18 protein-coding genes are annotated in these 16,012 nt (G+C 61.8%); 7 read left to right on the top strand and 11 right to left on the bottom strand.

What is annotated here, in order from left to right; all coding sequences use genetic code 11:
• Positions 1–8 precede the first annotated feature (8 nt).
• Positions 9–1,121: a tyrosine-type recombinase/integrase gene (locus tag BDK88_RS09575; protein WP_130500239.1), complete on the bottom strand. Its 1,113-nt coding sequence runs from the start codon at positions 1,119–1,121 to the stop codon at positions 9–11.
• A 444-nt stretch (positions 1,122–1,565) separates the two neighbouring features.
• On the bottom strand, positions 1,566–2,837 hold the full coding sequence (locus BDK88_RS09570; protein WP_130500238.1) for an RNA-guided endonuclease InsQ/TnpB family protein: 1,272 nt from the start codon (positions 2,835–2,837) through the stop codon (positions 1,566–1,568).
• Between the two features lie 234 nt (positions 2,838–3,071).
• On the opposite strand from BDK88_RS09570, the gene BDK88_RS09565 reads away from it, so the two are divergent.
• Positions 3,072–3,809 (top strand): alpha/beta hydrolase family protein, encoded by a 738-nt coding sequence (locus BDK88_RS09565; RefSeq protein WP_130500237.1) that lies wholly within the window; start codon positions 3,072–3,074, stop codon positions 3,807–3,809.
• Positions 3,810–3,857: 48 nt separating this feature from the next.
• Here BDK88_RS09565 and BDK88_RS09560 read toward each other — a convergent pair whose 3' ends face one another.
• The 5 genes from BDK88_RS09560 to BDK88_RS09540 all read right to left on the bottom strand — a co-directional run bounded on the left by BDK88_RS09560 (position 3,858) and on the right by BDK88_RS09540 (position 7,089).
• Positions 3,858–4,061: a cytochrome-ba3 oxidase subunit gene (locus BDK88_RS09560; protein WP_130500236.1), complete on the bottom strand. Its 204-nt coding sequence runs from the start codon at positions 4,059–4,061 to the stop codon at positions 3,858–3,860.
• Between the two features lie 100 nt (positions 4,062–4,161).
• Positions 4,162–4,359 (bottom strand): CbaC protein, encoded by a 198-nt coding sequence (locus BDK88_RS09555; protein ID WP_092935208.1) that lies wholly within the window; start codon positions 4,357–4,359, stop codon positions 4,162–4,164.
• A complete protein-coding gene (locus BDK88_RS09550; RefSeq protein WP_130500235.1) occupies positions 4,359–6,116 on the bottom strand; it encodes a b(o/a)3-type cytochrome-c oxidase subunit 1 in 1,758 nt (585 codons plus the stop codon). Before BDK88_RS09550 ends, BDK88_RS09555 begins: the two co-directional genes overlap by 1 nt.
• Positions 6,113–6,913, bottom strand: coding sequence for a cytochrome c oxidase subunit II (locus BDK88_RS09545; protein ID WP_130500234.1), 801 nt, complete (start codon positions 6,911–6,913; stop codon positions 6,113–6,115). The genes BDK88_RS09550 and BDK88_RS09545 overlap by 4 nt, the downstream gene beginning before the upstream one ends.
• Positions 6,910–7,089: a cytochrome oxidase gene (locus BDK88_RS09540; RefSeq protein WP_130500233.1), complete on the bottom strand. Its 180-nt coding sequence runs from the start codon at positions 7,087–7,089 to the stop codon at positions 6,910–6,912. The genes BDK88_RS09545 and BDK88_RS09540 overlap by 4 nt, the downstream gene beginning before the upstream one ends.
• Before the next feature lie 232 nt (positions 7,090–7,321).
• Here BDK88_RS09540 and BDK88_RS09535 point away from each other — a divergent pair, with 232 nt between their 5' ends.
• The 3 genes from BDK88_RS09535 to BDK88_RS09525 all read left to right on the top strand — a co-directional run bounded on the left by BDK88_RS09535 (position 7,322) and on the right by BDK88_RS09525 (position 8,727).
• Positions 7,322–7,669 (top strand): ArsR/SmtB family transcription factor, encoded by a 348-nt coding sequence (locus tag BDK88_RS09535; RefSeq protein WP_092935200.1) that lies wholly within the window; start codon positions 7,322–7,324, stop codon positions 7,667–7,669.
• Positions 7,666–7,977 carry a DUF7521 family protein gene (locus BDK88_RS09530; RefSeq protein ID WP_130500232.1) on the top strand — a complete coding sequence of 104 codons (312 nt, stop codon included), beginning with the start codon at positions 7,666–7,668 and terminating at the stop codon, positions 7,975–7,977. The genes BDK88_RS09535 and BDK88_RS09530 overlap by 4 nt, the downstream gene beginning before the upstream one ends.
• 366 nt (positions 7,978–8,343) lie before the next feature.
• A complete protein-coding gene (locus BDK88_RS09525; protein WP_130500231.1) occupies positions 8,344–8,727 on the top strand; it encodes a universal stress protein in 384 nt (127 codons plus the stop codon).
• Between the two features lie 123 nt (positions 8,728–8,850).
• Here BDK88_RS09525 and BDK88_RS09520 read toward each other — a convergent pair whose 3' ends face one another.
• The 3 genes from BDK88_RS09520 to BDK88_RS09510 form a co-directional block, all read right to left on the bottom strand.
• Positions 8,851–9,645 (bottom strand): VOC family protein, encoded by a 795-nt coding sequence (locus BDK88_RS09520; protein ID WP_130500230.1) that lies wholly within the window; start codon positions 9,643–9,645, stop codon positions 8,851–8,853.
• Positions 9,646–9,693: 48 nt separating this feature from the next.
• Positions 9,694–11,391, bottom strand: coding sequence for a Na+/H+ antiporter NhaC family protein (locus tag BDK88_RS09515; RefSeq protein WP_130500229.1), 1,698 nt, complete (start codon positions 11,389–11,391; stop codon positions 9,694–9,696).
• Positions 11,392–11,605: 214 nt separating this feature from the next.
• Entirely contained in the window at positions 11,606–12,718 is a 1,113-nt protein-coding gene (locus BDK88_RS09510) for an OBG GTPase family GTP-binding protein (protein ID WP_130500228.1), read from the bottom strand.
• A 149-nt stretch (positions 12,719–12,867) separates the two neighbouring features.
• Here BDK88_RS09510 and BDK88_RS09505 point away from each other — a divergent pair, with 149 nt between their 5' ends.
• The 3 genes from BDK88_RS09505 to BDK88_RS09495 all read left to right on the top strand — a co-directional run bounded on the left by BDK88_RS09505 (position 12,868) and on the right by BDK88_RS09495 (position 14,532).
• Entirely contained in the window at positions 12,868–13,071 is a 204-nt protein-coding gene (locus BDK88_RS09505; protein WP_130500227.1) for a VNG_1110C family protein, read from the top strand.
• 315 nt (positions 13,072–13,386) lie between these two features.
• Positions 13,387–13,890: a DUF7552 domain-containing protein gene (locus tag BDK88_RS09500; RefSeq protein WP_130500226.1), complete on the top strand. Its 504-nt coding sequence runs from the start codon at positions 13,387–13,389 to the stop codon at positions 13,888–13,890.
• A 237-nt stretch (positions 13,891–14,127) separates the two neighbouring features.
• Positions 14,128–14,532, top strand: coding sequence for a universal stress protein (locus BDK88_RS09495; RefSeq protein WP_130500225.1), 405 nt, complete (start codon positions 14,128–14,130; stop codon positions 14,530–14,532).
• A 159-nt stretch (positions 14,533–14,691) separates the two neighbouring features.
• Here the strand turns inward: BDK88_RS09495 and BDK88_RS09490 are convergent, their stop codons facing one another.
• A complete protein-coding gene (locus tag BDK88_RS09490; RefSeq protein WP_130500224.1) occupies positions 14,692–15,999 on the bottom strand; it encodes a tRNA(Ile)(2)-agmatinylcytidine synthase in 1,308 nt (435 codons plus the stop codon).
• Positions 16,000–16,012: the final 13 nt, after the last annotated feature.

Genomic DNA, 16,012 nt, shown 5'->3' with positions numbered 1-16,012 from the left:
GACGAGAATCAGTCGTTTTCCATCGATTCGTCACGCCCGCCAGCGGCGGGTGAGCTATCGTCTGGGACGACGATCGATTGCTCGAGCACCGACGCCCGCAGCGTCGGCTTCGAGGCTGTCGCCTCTCGTCTATACGACTCTGACGATCGATCCCGGCGGACGCCACGTGGCGTCAGATAGTCGCCGTCGACGTCGATGCCGGCCCCCTCACAGAGTCGCCGTAACACCGACCGCGCCCCCTCCGTCGTGATCGCTGGCGGTGCGATCGACCGCTCGCGAGCGAGTTCGGTCGCTGTCGTCTCCTCGAGCAGCGACTCGATCGTGTCCTCGTCGTAGCCTCGATCACGCAGGACAGACCGTACCCGGGCGGCGATCGAGGGTGCGTGTGCGGTCGGAAACAGCGGCCAGTCGGTCGACGGCGGATCGAGGACGACCCGGTAGCGCCGCAGCGGCGTCCGGGCGCGGGCGGGCAAGGGGACGTCCTCGAGGCGCTGGGACTTGCCGAGGACGCGGATCGTCCCGGTATAGAAGTCCACGTCGTCCCACGTCGCACCGGTCCGCCGGTCGTCGTCGGGGACCCGGAACAGTTCGGAGCCCCGAACCGTCGAGTGGGCGAGGACGGCGACCATCGCATACTCGCGCAGCCGGCTGCGTCGCTCACGTGTCGATACCGAGGCGGTCTCGAGCGCTCGCTCGCGGACGTATCGCTCGAGCGCACGGCGCTGGGTGGCCGTCCAACTGTCACTCGTCGGTCGCGGGTTGGCGCTTGGCAGTGCGCTTTCGGCGCGGTCGGTCGCCGCCGGGTTCGTCTCGCAGATTCCGCCACGGACACACCACGAGAGGAACGCGCGCACGACCGCATAATAGGTGCCCGCGGACGAAGCGGTGTACTCCCCCCGATCGGTTCGGCGGCGAAGTTCGGCAGCGTAGGCGCGCATGTGCTCGACCTCGAGCGTGGCGATCAATCTGATGCCGTGTTCGGCCTCGAGCCACTCGGCCCAGCGCCGGAGGATCGACTCGGCGTTGGAGGCGTAGGTGCCTGCACCCGAGCCGTCGGGATCGCCGACGGCCTTTCGTTGGAGATAGGTATCGACGGCGTCCGTGATCGCGACGGCGGTCATCGGCCGCCCACCTCCGTGTGATCGTCCGGATCGACGCCTGCTGTCGCCGTCGACGTCGCTACGTGCACTCGGATCGGGACCCTAGATGGGCCGACGGCACGAACGCGGACAGCGGGATCGACACGACGGACCATTTGTGCGAACGATACTGGGCCGAGACCGTAAATCTGTGTTTCGATATCAACTAACTTGAATAAAAGTCGAGTTGGTTTCTCAACCGCGGGCTGAGACGGTCTGCTGTCAGGATGGATCCTGATGGCTGATCTTTTCGGCCGTGATCCCCGGGACAGGCGTCCCACAATCCTTGCACTTCCAGTTCCGCGTCGTCGTTCCGGATTCCTTCTCGAGGTCCTGTTTGTACTCGAGGAGCGCGCCACACTGACACCGATACGTCGTGCGGGTCGTGAACCGCCACGGGCGCGGTGGCCCGTGGCTTCCCGTGGATTAGTCGGACACACCCGCGACACCATCGGCGTGGTGACCTCTGGCGGTGTCGTGGGTCACGGTCGGCTGGGTCACACAGCCCGATGCCTGCCGTCGCAGCTTCCGCACGTTGGGAAGCGTCTTGAGAGCAGGCACATTCCTATCCAGTTTCGCCAATCCCTTCTTGGCGATGTTGATAGCCGCGTTCCGGTCAGCGTGGTCTTGCCGCCCACAATCCACGCACTTGAATCGCTTCTTGTTCCGGTTTGCACGAGTTGTCTGCTCACACTCGGTGAGTGAACACGCCTGACTCGTGTATTCCGGGTTGATTTTGTCGGACGGAACCCCTTGGAACGCGGCTTTGTACGTGATGAACTCTCGAAGTTTGCGGAACGGAAGTGAGTGAAGGCGACGGTTCATCCGGGTGCCATAGTCAATCGAGTTCCGCATCTCTTTGAGGTCTTCAAAGACGATGACGGGCTTCTCGAACTGAGACACCCACTCCACGACTTGTCGAGAGACTTTGTGGAGTTGGTCGTGGACGAACCGTTCCTCTTGTTGCTCGAACGCCCGGTCGAACGACGACTTCCCGTTGTTTTGCATCCGCTTTCGCATCGTGAAATATCGATGGCGTTCCTCCTTGATTTCAGGGAAGTCGATGACCACCGAATCAACGATGTCGTCCTCGTGGAGGGCAGCGAGCGCAACGCAGTCCTCGTTAATATCCACACCCACCACCATTCGTAAATCCTCTTTGTCTTGGATATCGGCCTCCGTGTGAGTGATATTGATGTGGAGTTCGTACTTCTCGTTCCGCCTCATTGCTTCTGCCGTTCCGACACGCCACGCATCGGATTGGATGGCGTGGCGGAGTTGTTCGAGGGCGTCGGATGAACCGCAAAGAGTGCCTTTCACCGGGTTGTACGGCTTCGCGCTGATACGGTAACGGATACAGTCGTCTTCGAGGAACAGGTTGTACCCTTCCTCGTAGTTTGACCGGAGCGGGTACGCGCTGTCTGTGGTGTGGCTGGGTTGGTTGTAGTCGTCGTACTCGTAATAGTTTTCCATCGCTTCAAGCGACTTCTGTACGACGAGTTGGGTGGTGTTGTTCACAAGGTCGGCGTCAGACTCCAAGTCTTTCCGAATCTTATCCCAGCCATCACCGTTCTTTGCCCGGCGGATGGTTTCGTTGTACACGCGGCGGGCTTCGAGGAAGGCGTCGTCCAGAAGTTGCTGACCGGACTCGTCTGGTTGGAGTTGAAAAACGAGTGTTTTGGTCAGCGACTTCTGCATATTCTAATCGTGGTACTGCGGTCTTGTAAAGGTATGGAAGGAGGATGATAGGTTGGCCGAGTGTCGGGCTTCACCCCCGCGCCCGGTGGCGCGGGGTACTCGCCCTCGTTTCTTTAGTATAGACGTACCAACCGCAGGGGATGCGATAAACGGTTCGCCGACGCAAGTCCGAACGGAATCGCGATCCCGGGAACGTCGATATCAAGGCCCCGGCGGCCGTCGGAACGTGACGAAATGACCCAGACACATCGGATTCCGATCACTGACGCAGGGACAGGGTCGGACACGGAGCCGCCGACCGTCGCTGCCGTCCATCACGAGGCCGAGTCTGACGATTGGCTCGTCTTCTGTCATGGCCTCCGAAGCGACAAATCGGGCAGTTACGAACAGCGGTGTCGGCGAGCCGTCGAGGCGGGCTACAACGCAGTTCGCTTCGACTGTCGGGGCTGTGGCGAGTCCGACGGCGCGTTCGTTGAGTCAACGCTCGAGGCACGACTCACTGATCTCCACCACGTCGTCGACTACTTCGATCCCGACTCATACGTTCTGTTCGGCTCGAGTTTCGGCGGGAAAGTCGCTTTCCACGCCGCGGCCGCCGACGACCGGGTGACGGCGGTCGCGACGCGTGCACCCGTGACGACCGCCGGGATGTTCGACGAGTATCGCACAGCCGTCGAGCGCGACGCGGAGTGGACGTTCGACACCGGCGAGCGGATCGACCGTCGGTTCTTCGACGCCCTCGATCGACACCCGTTCGACGACGTCGTGGCGTCCCTGTCGATCCCAGTTGCGATCTTCCACGGTGGCGACGACGCGGTCGTCGATCCTGCCGACAGTTTCGACGCGGCGCGGCGACTCGAGACTGATGTCTGTCTCGAGCGATTCGCGGGGGAAGGCCATCGGTTCTCACAGGCTGGCGAACGGCGGCTGCTCGATCGGCTGTTCGGCTGGCTCGAGTGGGCTGATCGCTAACGCGACACACTGGTCGGTGTCCTAGAGTTGCCATCCCATCGACGGGGCTTACGCGCTCGCGTCGTGGGCGGCTGTCCGGGCTGGTCCCTCGAGTGGCGACATCGCGACGTACAGCGCCGCAAAGATCAGGACGACGTTCACAGTCGCGATGAGGCCGCCGAGCCCGGATCGAGTGACCCCGAAGATGACCGTCGGGATGACTGCGAGCAATCCCACTGCGACCGTGGCTCGTGGCGTAAGCGTCTCGAACATGGGAGAGACTTGCTATCGCGGCCGTCTTTAATCGGCCACACTGTTCCAGCCGATACGCTCACACTGGGGCGTCGGAATCGGGGTTTTGACTGGTACCTCGTCACTCCGACTTCGTGGGACTACCACGCAGCGGTCGGATCGCCCAGATGACGAGGGTGGCGATGATGACGAGTCCGATCAGCGCCGTCTCAAGCGGCGGGATATTGATCCCAAAGAACGCCAGGACCGTGCGTCCTTCGACGAGGATCACGAGACTCAGTGCGATGAGGATCAGTAATTTAGCGGGGGACGTGTGCATCAGGTGACTAACGCTCCAACGTAGTCTAGTCCGAACTCGAGATATATGACGGCTTCGCTGGAGACGGGGAACGGCTGAATATCCTGACCGAACAGTCCGCTTTGCGCCGCGATCCCGGCCAGTGGAAGCGCGTAGGCTAAAACGACGAGCGCGAACGCGATCCCGAACCACAGTCGCAAGTTGTCGAGGACCGGTGGTGAGTCCTCCGGCCCGGACAGTGCCGGTGGAAGCGTTCCGTCGACGATCGGCTCACTGTCGTTGTTGAAGACCGTCAAGAGCATCAACACGAGAAAGAGCATCGCGGAGATAAACAGCAACGTGCCACCGAGGGCAAGCTGGGCGTTGAGTTCGCCCATCGAGCCGACAGGGACGTCGTATTCGAAGCCCTGGTACTGCGGTTCCGCCGTCCGCCGTGGGACGCCGACGAGCCCGGCCCGAAACATCGAGTTCGTCATGAACACGATCCCGACGAACCAGAGCACGACCTGGAAGAGGGCGACCTGCCGACCGACGAGCCGGTTCCCAGTCAACTGTGGGACGAGCCAGTACGAGCCGGCCATGAGCGTCAACGCGGTCGCGGTGCCCACCTGGGCGTGGATGTGCCCGGGGATCCACAGCGCGTTGTGGACGAGATAATTGATGTTCATCCCTGCGTTGACGATGCCAGTGAAGCCGCCGAACGCGAAGACCAGCCCAGCCAGTGCCATGCCGGTAAACGCCGGGTTCCGCCACGGAAGCGCCTGAAGCCAGTTAAACCGCCCTTCGCCTCCGCGCTGGCGAGCACCGTGTTCCATACTCGCAACGACGGTAAACGCAGTCAGGAAGCTCGGCAATAGCAGGAACATCGTGTTGGTCATCGCGATGAACTTGAACCCCTCCGCGATACCGGGATCCATGTACTGGTGGTGGATGCCGACCGGCGTCGACAGCAGAACGAACAGGATGAACACAACCCTCGCCAACGGATCGCTGAACAGTCGCCCACCCGAGAGCTTCGGCAACACGGTGTACCAGAGCAGGTACGCCGGCAGCAACCAGAAGTACACGATCATGTGGCCAAAGAACCAGAACAGCGTTCGGGTCAGCAAGGGGTTGAGACTCTCGGTGATCTCGAGCGACCACGGAAGGATAAACACGAGGACTGAGACGATGATGCCGACCGATCCGAGGAAGAACATGATCATCGTCGTCAACACCATAAACGTCCGGAGCGGAATCCTCTCGCCTGGGTTTTCGTCCCGCCAGGCCCACCACGTTCGGAACCAGTCGATGCCTGCGAGCCACGTCCCGATCAAGAAGAGCGCGAGTCCGATATAGTAGAGCGGATTCGCCTCTAACGGCGCGTAGAACGTAAAGAGCACGTTCGCACGCAACTCCGCGCCGAGCACCATCGGCGGCTGGTCGAGGAAGCCAGCGAGGATCGAGATCCCCGCGAGGAACGATCCAATCGCCATCAGGCCATACCAGAGCCAGGTAAATCGGATGTCGACGGGGCCCCGCTCGAGGCTATCCGTGACAGCCCACTGGTACAGCCCGACGAGGAAGAAGATGGTAAACGCGATGACGAGGAAGACGCCGTGGCCGGTCAGGACGGTATAGTACTTTATCGAATCGATGAATCGGAAGATGTCCGTCCGGTGAAGTGCCTGAATGATCCCGAAGAGTGCGCCGATCCCGAACGCAATAAACGAGCTCAGAAAGGCAGCCTTAACGAGTCGTGCCTCTGCGGGATACTCGTCGACGAACAGGGCCGTCACGACTCCTCACCTCCCTCGGCCGCAGCCGTCTCGTTGCTCACTACTTCCACCGACCCGGTTTCCTCGTAGTCGTCGACGGTGACGGTCCAGTCGTGCTCACCAACGCCGAGTTGCGTGCTATCGGCGGTGAATGTCACGTCTTGGGTGCTGTTGCCGTCGACAGTGATATTCTGCTGGAACGTCTGGTCCCCGATTTCGGCGTTGACGGTGGTCTCGAGCGGCTCGAGTTGCCCGTTGTCGACCGTTGCGTTGAGCTGGACTTGCTCGCCCGACGTGACGGTGTCCGGTGTCTCGGCGGACAGTTCGGTCAGGTCGAATTCGTCCTCGGGCTGGACGACGATTAGCCCTTCCATGGTGTGATGGCCAGAGCCACAGTATTCGTGACAGATGAGTCCATGCTCGCCGGGTTCGTCGAATTCGACGGTCAGTTCCGCGATTTGGCCCGGAATGGCCATCGCGTTGATGTTCGTTCCGGGGACGTAGAAGCCGTGAATGACGTCCCGGCTCGTCACGTGGAACGTGATCTCGTTGTTCGCCGGTATTTCGATCGGATCCGGCTGAAAGATGAACGTCTGGGCGACGACGTAGGCCGCGTATTCGTTCTCACCGACCTGTTCGACTCGTGGCTCGCCGAACTGTTCGTCGTCGTTGAGTTCGTCCGGTGCGATCGTCTCCTCCTCGTCGCCGATCATCGTGATCCCGAGCCCGACCGATCCGTACGTAATCGTCACGATGAAGCCGACGATCAGTACCATCGCACCTGCGATCCAGAGCTTCTCGTACTGATGGATCCTCATCCGAGCATCACCGGCACGATCATGCCCATGACCGTCGGCGTGTTGCCGACGAACTCGATGAAATACGTGAACAGCCACATCAACGTGAGTGCCACGAAGTATACGACGATCAGCGAGAGTGTCCCCCACGGATCATACTCATCATGGCCGATCTCCCGCGAGACACGAGAACCCATATCGGAGTTGCCACCACCGTCGATCAAATAACCCCTGCGGAGCGTTCGCACGCGAAATGCTGACTTGGACAACGAAAGTATTGATTACAGAGAGTGTCGGATTCGTCCCGTTCGCCGAGAGCGGTGCCGTCACCGTCGCTGACACCAGTTGCAGCGGCGGGACGATCGCGTTTTCTGGTTCAGAAAAATCGGACCGCTTTTCATAGGGATACCGAAATGAACAGCTATACCAGTGAGTGAGGACACCGACCTGTCGACGCTGCTCGCGGTCCTCGACGACGAGTACGCACGCGATATCCTCACCCACACGAGCGTCGAACCCATGTCTGCCAGTACCCTGAGCGAACGCTGTGACGCCTCCCTCCCAACGATCTATCGACGGCTCGACCGACTCGAGGAGTGTCACCTCGTCACCGAAGAGACAGAACTCGCCCAAGACGGCAACCACTACAGCGTCTACCGTGCGAACTTAGATCGACTGGAACTCTCGCTCGACGAGGGTTCGTTTTCACTCGAGCTAACGTACCGTGAGGAAGACGTCGCCGACAAGTTCACCCGAATGTGGGAGGGGATGCGATGACGCAAAGCGTTGTGCGAATCGACGAAGCGACACTGTTCGAGCTGTTGACTGTCTCGAGTCTCTTTCTCGTCGCACTCTTTGGGACGCTGATCGCCTATCAGGCCTACCGCGGCTACCGCCGAAACGATGCCCAGTCGATGCTGTATCTCGCCATCGGATTACTGTTGTTGACGCTGTGTCCGTTCGTGCTCAACGTCGCGGTGACGACGCTGATCGACCCAGAACGGATCGTGATCGCGCTGCTCGAGAACGTGAGTCGGCTGTTCGGACTGGTCGCAATCACGTATTCGTTGTACGGTCATCATTAACGGGATAGCTGGACGACTTGAAAACGATCCGCACGCCGCTGGCAGCAGTGGTGGGCCGAAGCAAGGGGAGGCTATTGACCCCCGATGGCACATCGAGGGTCGATCGACGCGACACGGCCCGCGTGAGGGGGGGGGTACGCGGGACCGTGTGGAAGGCGTCGCGACCCTGGGATGGTCGGATGCGGGGAGGTCCGGGGGACCATCAAGGCGTTCAGTGAAGGGCTTTCTCGTCCCCCAATCGCTTCATCCGGTGCCATCGTATTAGTGATACGAGTGCGTTTTCAGGGTCGGAAAACGCGGTGTACTCGAGGGTGCCCTGCTCACACGCACCACAGGATTCTTCGAGATTGCCGTTCGAGGGACGCTATGCACTATCTCGTGGGAACGGACTCCGTCCACACGACGGCGGCGATCTGCGACTATCTCGATGAGCGCGCGACGGCCGACGATACCGTCTCGGTGGTCGCGGTTGCGCCAGCGGACGATCCGACGGCACGCCGCGATGCTGACGAAGCGCTGAACGTCGCCACCGTTCGGCTTGCGGCCGTCGGCGACGTCGAGACCGACCGGCGATCGGGGACGCCTGCCGACGTACTCTGCGAGGCCACAGCGGACTGCGATGCAGACGAAATCGTCATCGGTGCACACGGTGGCGATTCCGACACGACGCGCGATGTCGGGGCAACTGCACGAGAGGTTCTCGCGGCTGCGGATCGGCCGGTCGTCGTCGTGCCGATTCCCGATCTCTAGCGCTCGAGGCAGTTATACTGCCGGATAGAACGACGTGACGATCGGTCGCGCTGCTGCGGCCGTCACCGGTGGAGACGGCCGCGAATTCACGACCGACTTCGTATTGACTGCTGTCCGGCAGTATTAGAAGGGGAACAGCGAGTCGGCCTCGAGGTCGCGCTCTATGAGTTCGATCTCGTGGTCGTCCGGGTCTTTCGTGAAGGCGTACATGTTGTCGTTGCTCTCGGGGTCGCGGTAGTCGGCTGCCTCGCGTGTCATGAGCTGATCCCAGTCCTCGGCGAGGTCGTCGACGCGGACACAGAGGTGACCCCAGGCGTCACCCTGTTCGTAGCTGCGGCCGTCGTAGTTGTAGGTGAGTTCGACGGACATCGCTTCGGGAGCCGCGTCCGTGGGTTCGACGAAGTAGTTCGCGAACGTATCGGCTTCCCAGCGGCCGACCTCGTCGTAGCCGAACTTCCGAGTCCAGAAGCCAAGCGCCTTGTCAGCGTCTTCGACGCGGATCATCGTGTGATCGAGCGACCAGCGTGCCCCCTCGTCGGGGTCGCGCTGGACGAGTTCGATCTCGTGGCCGTCCGGGTCTTTGACGAACGCGTACCGACCGCCACAGGATTCGGGGTCGCGGTAGTCGTCGACGCCTTCGTCCATGAGCTGCTGGTAGTAGTCCTCGAGTTCGCCTTCGGGAACGCGGACCGCGATATGGCCCCAGGCGTCGCCCACTTCGGGTTCCTCGCCCTCGTTGTGCGTGAGCTCGAGCATCGCCCCCTCCTCGTGCATCTCTTCGGGCCCGAGATAGACGATCGTGAACCCGTCGCCCTCGTAGCGGTCTTTCTCCTCGTACTCGAGGTGCGTCTGGTACCAGTCGAGCGATTCCTCGAGGTCCGCGACGCGAATCATCGTGTGGTCGAGCGTTCCGTCCATACCCCAGTAGAAGCCTGCGTACTCCAAAAAATTGGCGGCTGCGGTCGTCTACTCGGCTCCGTCGGGCGATTCCGTGGTCGTCTCACGACCACGGCGATCGATGTCTGCTGTCGTCTGCGTGGCAACTGGCTCGAGGTCCTTTCGAGCGGCGTCGAACCTCGAGAGGCCGACGACGAGACCGACGAGGGCGACGACGCCAAGCGGCAAGAAGACGATCGCGGACACACCCAGATAGCCGTTGAGCAAGTAACAGCCCACGACGACGAGGAAGACAGTCGCGGCATAGGGTATTTGGGTCCGCACGTGATCGATCAGGTCGGCTCCACTAAACGTCGCTGAGAGCACCGTCGTGTCCGAGATCGGCGAGGCGTGATCGCCGAATATCGCCCCGGAGAAGAGGGCACCGACGGCCACCGGGACGAGTTCGAATCCCGTCCCGAACTCGGTTGCGACCGGCACGGCGATGGGCGTGACAAGCCCCATCGTTGCCCACGACGATCCCATCGTGAACGCGACGAAGGCGGCGACGAACAGGATAAGGACCGGGAGCAGCTCTGCCGACAGGTATTCCTGTGCGATCCCGGCGACGTAGTTGCCCGTCCCGAGCGTGTCTGCGACGCTGCTGATCGTCCAGGCGAGAACGAGGATCGTCACCGCCGTCAGCATGATGCCAAAGCCGTCGAGGACGGTGTCGACGGCCTCACCAATGTCGAACAGCCCGTAGGCGAGCCCGAGGAGGATCGCCGAGACGACCATGGCGAACGATCCCCACGTCAGTGCCGTCGCGAAGTCACCTGCGCCGACGATATCGATCAGCACCTGCGTCAGTCCTGTCTCGTTCGCGGCCGCCCCGATTGTCGTCGCCGCTCCCGCTTCGGCCTGACTCGAGACCCACGACTGATAGCCCGTCCAGAACGCACTCGCGAGCGTTACCACGATCAGGACGACGACGGGCGCGAAGAAGATCCGGAGCATCGGCCGCTGATCGATCGGCGCGCCCAGTTCCTCCTCGACCTTCTGCAGGGGCTGTGCGTCCTCGCGGTTGACGTTCCCGGTCGTCCACGCCCGATGCTCGGCGTTGAGCATCTCGCCATAGTCCCGGCCGGTGTAGACGACGATGCCGACCATGACGATCGCTAACAGCGCGTAGGTATTGTAGGGAATCGATCGGACAAACGTCTCGAACGCGGTCGGTGCTTCCTCTGCGACGCCCATGTCTTCGTAGGCGCTACTGATCAGCGAGAGCTGGAACGCGACCCAACTCGAGATGCCGAGCGTCGCGACGGGGGCGGCCGTCGAGTCGACGATGTAGGCGAGCTTCTCGCGGGAGATGCGTAACTCGTCGGAGATTTCACGCATCGTGCTCCCGACGATCGCCGTGTTGGCGTAGTCGTCGAAGAACATGGCGACCCCGAGAATCCACGTGGTTATCCCGACAGTCCGCTGGCTCTCGAGTCGGGTCGTCGCCCACTCGCGGACGGCGAGTGCGCCGCCGAGTCGCCAGATGAGTGCAACGCCCGACCCCAGCAACAGCGTAAAGATGAGGATCTGGACGTGAAAGCCGTCGTCGACGATGATCGCGGCGACGATCCAGTCGAAGGTCTGTCCAATGCCGAGGCCCCCAGTGTAGATGACTGCTCCCGACCAGATGCCGAGAAAGAGCGACAGCATCGGCCGCCGGGTCACGATCGCAAGACCGATCGCAAGCAGTGGGGGAACGAGCGAGAGCGCGCCGAACTCTGCCATAGCTACTTAGTCGAGCGTCCGACGAATCATCACCGTTGCGATTCAGAGAGAATTGAATCAACAATCATACATAATAGTGTGGCCGAATACGGTATTCTATCGCGTATTCTGACTGTCTTCAGCAATACCAGTGTGAAAATAATCAGTAGAAATGATGTTTCTAGCTCGGACCGCGAACGCGGATTGTCGTGGCCACCGACGCTGGGCCGACCGACTACCGACGCAGAATGAGTTTCAGCACGTCTTCGTCCTCGAGGACGTGGTCCATCCCAACCTGCTGTTCGTCGTGGGTCGCGCTGGGGCCGCTGACGCGGGCGAAGCGGAACCGCTCTTCCATCTCACCGCCGAGTTTCTCGATTGCCTCTCCGACGGTGGCTCCCTCCTCGATCACGAGCGGTTCCTCCCAGTCGACACCGCGACCGGGTTTGTCCATGTAGACCCGGATGAGGCCGAGATTCTCCCAGATACGGTCTTTGAGCGCCTCGAGACCCTTCTCTTTCGCGGCGCTGATGAACGTGACCTCCTCGGGGTCGAGATCGCGCTCGCGTAACTGTTCGTCGACGGTCTCTTTGTAGTCTGGCTGAATCAGGTCGACCTTGTTGACGCAGGTAATCGAAGGGATGTACTCGCGGTTGTCCATCAGCCCGTCGACCAGCCGGTCGATGGTGACGTTTTCCTGCAGGTTGAGGTCGGCGTTGACGTAGCCCTGGTCACGGAGCACGTCCTGAATCGTCTTCTCGTCTAGGTCCTGATCAGTGCTCGAGGTGATCTTGATACCGTCTTTGATCTTCGGGCGGACGGTGACTCGCGGGGGTTCCTGGTCGACGCGGATGTTGATGTCGTAGAGTTCCTTCTGCAGGCGGTCGTACTGGTCGATCTCGAACACCGAGAGGACGAACACGATCAGGTCGGCGTTGCGGACGACCGCCAGCACCTGCTGCCCGTCGCCTTTCCCTGTCGCCGCGCCCTCGATCAGCCCCGGTACGTCGAGCAACTGGATGTTCGCGCCGCGGTGGTTCAACATCCCCGGGTTGACATCCAGCGTCGTGAACTCGTAGGAGCCGGTTTCGCTCTCGGCGTTGGTCAGCGAGTTCAGCATCGACGACTTGCCGACGCTCGGGAAGCCAACCAGCGCGACGGTCGCGTCGCCGTGTTTCTCGACGGAATAGCCGCCACCGCCGCCCGAACCCGACTGCTGTTTCTCGAGTTTCTCCTTTTTCTCCGCGAGTTTGGACTTCAGCCGGCCGATGTGGGCCTCCGTCGACTTGTTGTAGGGCGTGTTGGCGATTTCTTCCTCGATTGCCTCGATTTCATCCTCGAGCCCCATTTGTCCGTACACAACCGGCCGTGCCGAAAAACCCTTTCGAGACCCGCACGCTGAGACGGATCGATGGCCTCGATCCGATACGTCGAAAGAATTACCAATACTAATGGAGTTTCGACACACATAAACGACGGGCCAGCAACCGACCACATATGCCAGACGCGTCGCAGCTGCGCGACAGTACACAGATCGTCCTCCCCCGAGAGACACTCGTGGGGCTCGAGACGCAGCTCGATGACGTCTGTACGGTCTCCGTTTTCGCTGAGGGCGAGGACTACTGCCGGATCGTTGGCAGTCCGGTCGAGATCAAACGGGCCACCGAGTTCCTCACCCGCCACGGCGTCAGCGTGCGCTGACTACCAGAACCGTTCCTGAGTGATTTACTGCCCACCGACTCGACGGCGGTTCTGTTCTACAGATGCGCAAGGCGAGTGCCTGTTCGCGACGCTGCCGGCTGGACCGTTGGACTGCCCAGCGTGGGCCACACCGTTGTGAGTGGCCGTGGCGGGTCGAAACCAGAATGCCTATATTGATTTAGGTCTACCTAAAAACATGGCGGGAAAGCAGACAGGGAATGCGAACCCGGCGTATCGGAACCGATTCGGGGACGGGAACGGCGTCGTCGAAAGACCCATGCACGTCGACTGTTCGCCCATGATGGTGTCTCACCAGTGACCCCCGAGACGACCTCCGGAACGGACGGGTACGCGATGCCGGTCGAAACGATCAGGGCGGCACGAGACACTGTCGCCGCGCTTCAAAGCGCCGAGGGCGACTTCGTCGTCTCCTGTCGCGAATCGGGGATTCGACCCGAACCGGTTACGGACGCGCGATTCGACAGCCACAGCGATGCCCAGCAGGCCTGTGACGCCGCTCGCCGCTATCGTGACGCGATGCGAACGCTGGATCCGTCACTGTCACAGTACGACCTCGTCGTCTCGCCGGTCGACGAGACTCCACTCGAGGTCGCGAGCGTTCGCGAACAGACCGGTCGACGACGCGCCAACGGACTCCCCGCATCGCGCCGGACCGTGACACTCGCTGGCACCGGCAGCGACGAGTGGCTTCGTGTCGAGAACGGCCCGGTCGTTCACTTCACCGGTCCCGATTCGCTGCTCGACGATGAAGTCATCGCGCGGCAACTGCGATCGAAACTCGACGAGAAACGTGGCTGAGCGCCGTCCGTCTTTCCAACGGCTGGACAGTTCGGCATGGTGCTTCCCTCCGCGTCGATGTCGGCAATGACGACCGTCGCGCCGTCATCAACTGAACCAGTCGGCGACTGCGCCGCCGGTCACGATGGCACTCTTGCTTTTCGAGGGCGTCCTGAACCGATACCACGATCGATACTGACCTATCACGGCTATTGCCAGTCGCGGTAGATCCTTGCTCGCTCGGCGTCTACGTGGACTATGACTCGCGTCCTGGTTCCGATCGACGGCTCCTCGCAATCGACCGACGCACTCGAGGAAGCGTTCGACCTGTTTCCCGACGCCGAGATCCACGTCTTGCACGTCATTCAGGTCACTCAGGTCCCGTCGGATCCGGGGACGACGCCCTACGAATACGCCAAGGAGACGGGCCAAGCGTTTCTCGAGGACGCGGCGACGACCGCCGATACACACGGTCGGCGGATCGAAACGGCGCTCATCGAGGGCCATACCGCTCGCACGGTTCTCCGGTATATCGACGAGCACGACATCGATCACGTCGTGATGGGCAGTACCGGTCGGTCCGGGATGTCGAGAGTCCTGCTGGGCAGCGTCGCGGAGGCGGTCACCCGTCGCGCTCCCGTTTCGGTCACGATCGCCCGGTGACGGGCTCGTATCGCCGGGTGCAAGCCACGTCAGACGAACCACTGCCATACGGCCTCCTGTCTGCGGGTGCCAGTGGGCCCGCGACCGCTCCTGCAGGTCCACGGTCACTCAGGACAGGGGATTGTATCACCAGTTCCCCTTCGAACGATGGACTGTCGGCTACCGCTCGGGATGTGTCGGCGCGTCGAATCCGCCCCGGACGAGCGGCTTCGCGATATGTCGACGCGCACACGGCGGCACTTCGTACCACCCACGCTCGAGGTCGCGCTCGAGGTCCCGCGTTGCTTTCTCAGCCGCCGTCGTCTCACAGTCTCGACAGCGATACCCCTGATTCCGGCCGGCGCTTTTCATCGTCCGACCGCAGTCTGGACAGGTCGGGGTTACCCGTTCGGTCCGCACAAGCTCGCGGATGGCAAACTTCTCGAGTTTGAGCGTGCCGTCGGAAACCTCGCCACAGGCAGTGAGTCGATCACCGACACGCAACGCTCGAACGCGATCCCGGAAGCGTTTGGTCGGCTCAAAGGCAGCACACGTGAGTCGGTCACCCGAGTCCTCATTCACTCCATCGTCGGCTGCCGGTAGTTCGAGATCGAAGAAGACGTGCCCGCCGCGCCGTGTGTCGGGCTTGCTCGTGACCCGTCCCTCGAGTCGATAGGCGTGTCCGTCCTCGACTGTCGACAGCGAGCCGTCCTGCAAGTGGACATCCGTCCCCTGATTCGTGACGAACAGTTGGGTCGCGTCGACGGGTTCGCTCTCGATCCGATCGGCGACCGCACGGACGGCGTCTGCATCGTCGCCACGAATGCCATGCAAGATCGGGCCGGGCGTGTGGGGCACGCAGACGGTCTCGTCTTCGCCGCGGTCGACCGTATCCCACACGTCGGGATAACCCCAGTCGGCGGCGGCGAAGACGCTCTCGTGGTCCACGTCGCGGGCCGTTCCCCATCGGTCGGGCTCGCGATAGGAGATGTACTCGTAGGTCCACTCCGGAAGTGCGTCCCACGCCCCGATCGCAGCCAGCGCGCCGATCCGGCCGCGGCCGTCGCCGGCGTGCCACGACCGGTAGCCGTGGCGGTCGATCAAGGCCTCGGCGTCGGCGATGGCGAGATGGTCGCGGATCGCTGCGCGTGCAAACCGCATAACATCGTCGGGGGCTGTGTCGTCGTCCGGATTGTGCGCTGTGACGACCAGTCCGGGATTCGTCCGCTCGTCGCCGGTTTCGGCCAGCGACTCGAGGCGCTCTCTCGCGAGCGCGTACGCGCGATCAGGATCACAATCGGTATGGATCGCCAGTGCGGCGTTGCCGCGGGTTTTGTACTCGACAGCGGGGTTGAGCCGGACGAGCAGGAGCCGCGAAATAGTCTGTCCGCCATCCTGACGGAGCCGGTCGGCGATCTCTGCGGCGACGTACGTCGTACACATTCCCAGCTCGCGCGAGTCTGTATCGTCGATCCCGACGACGGTCATCGCCGATGTTTGC

This window comes from Natrinema hispanicum, from assembly GCF_004217335.1.
Classification (GTDB): domain Archaea; phylum Halobacteriota; class Halobacteria; order Halobacteriales; family Natrialbaceae; genus Natrinema; species Natrinema hispanicum.
Note: the sequence above shows the minus strand (reverse complement) of the source record. Positions and strands in the feature narration are given on the sequence as shown.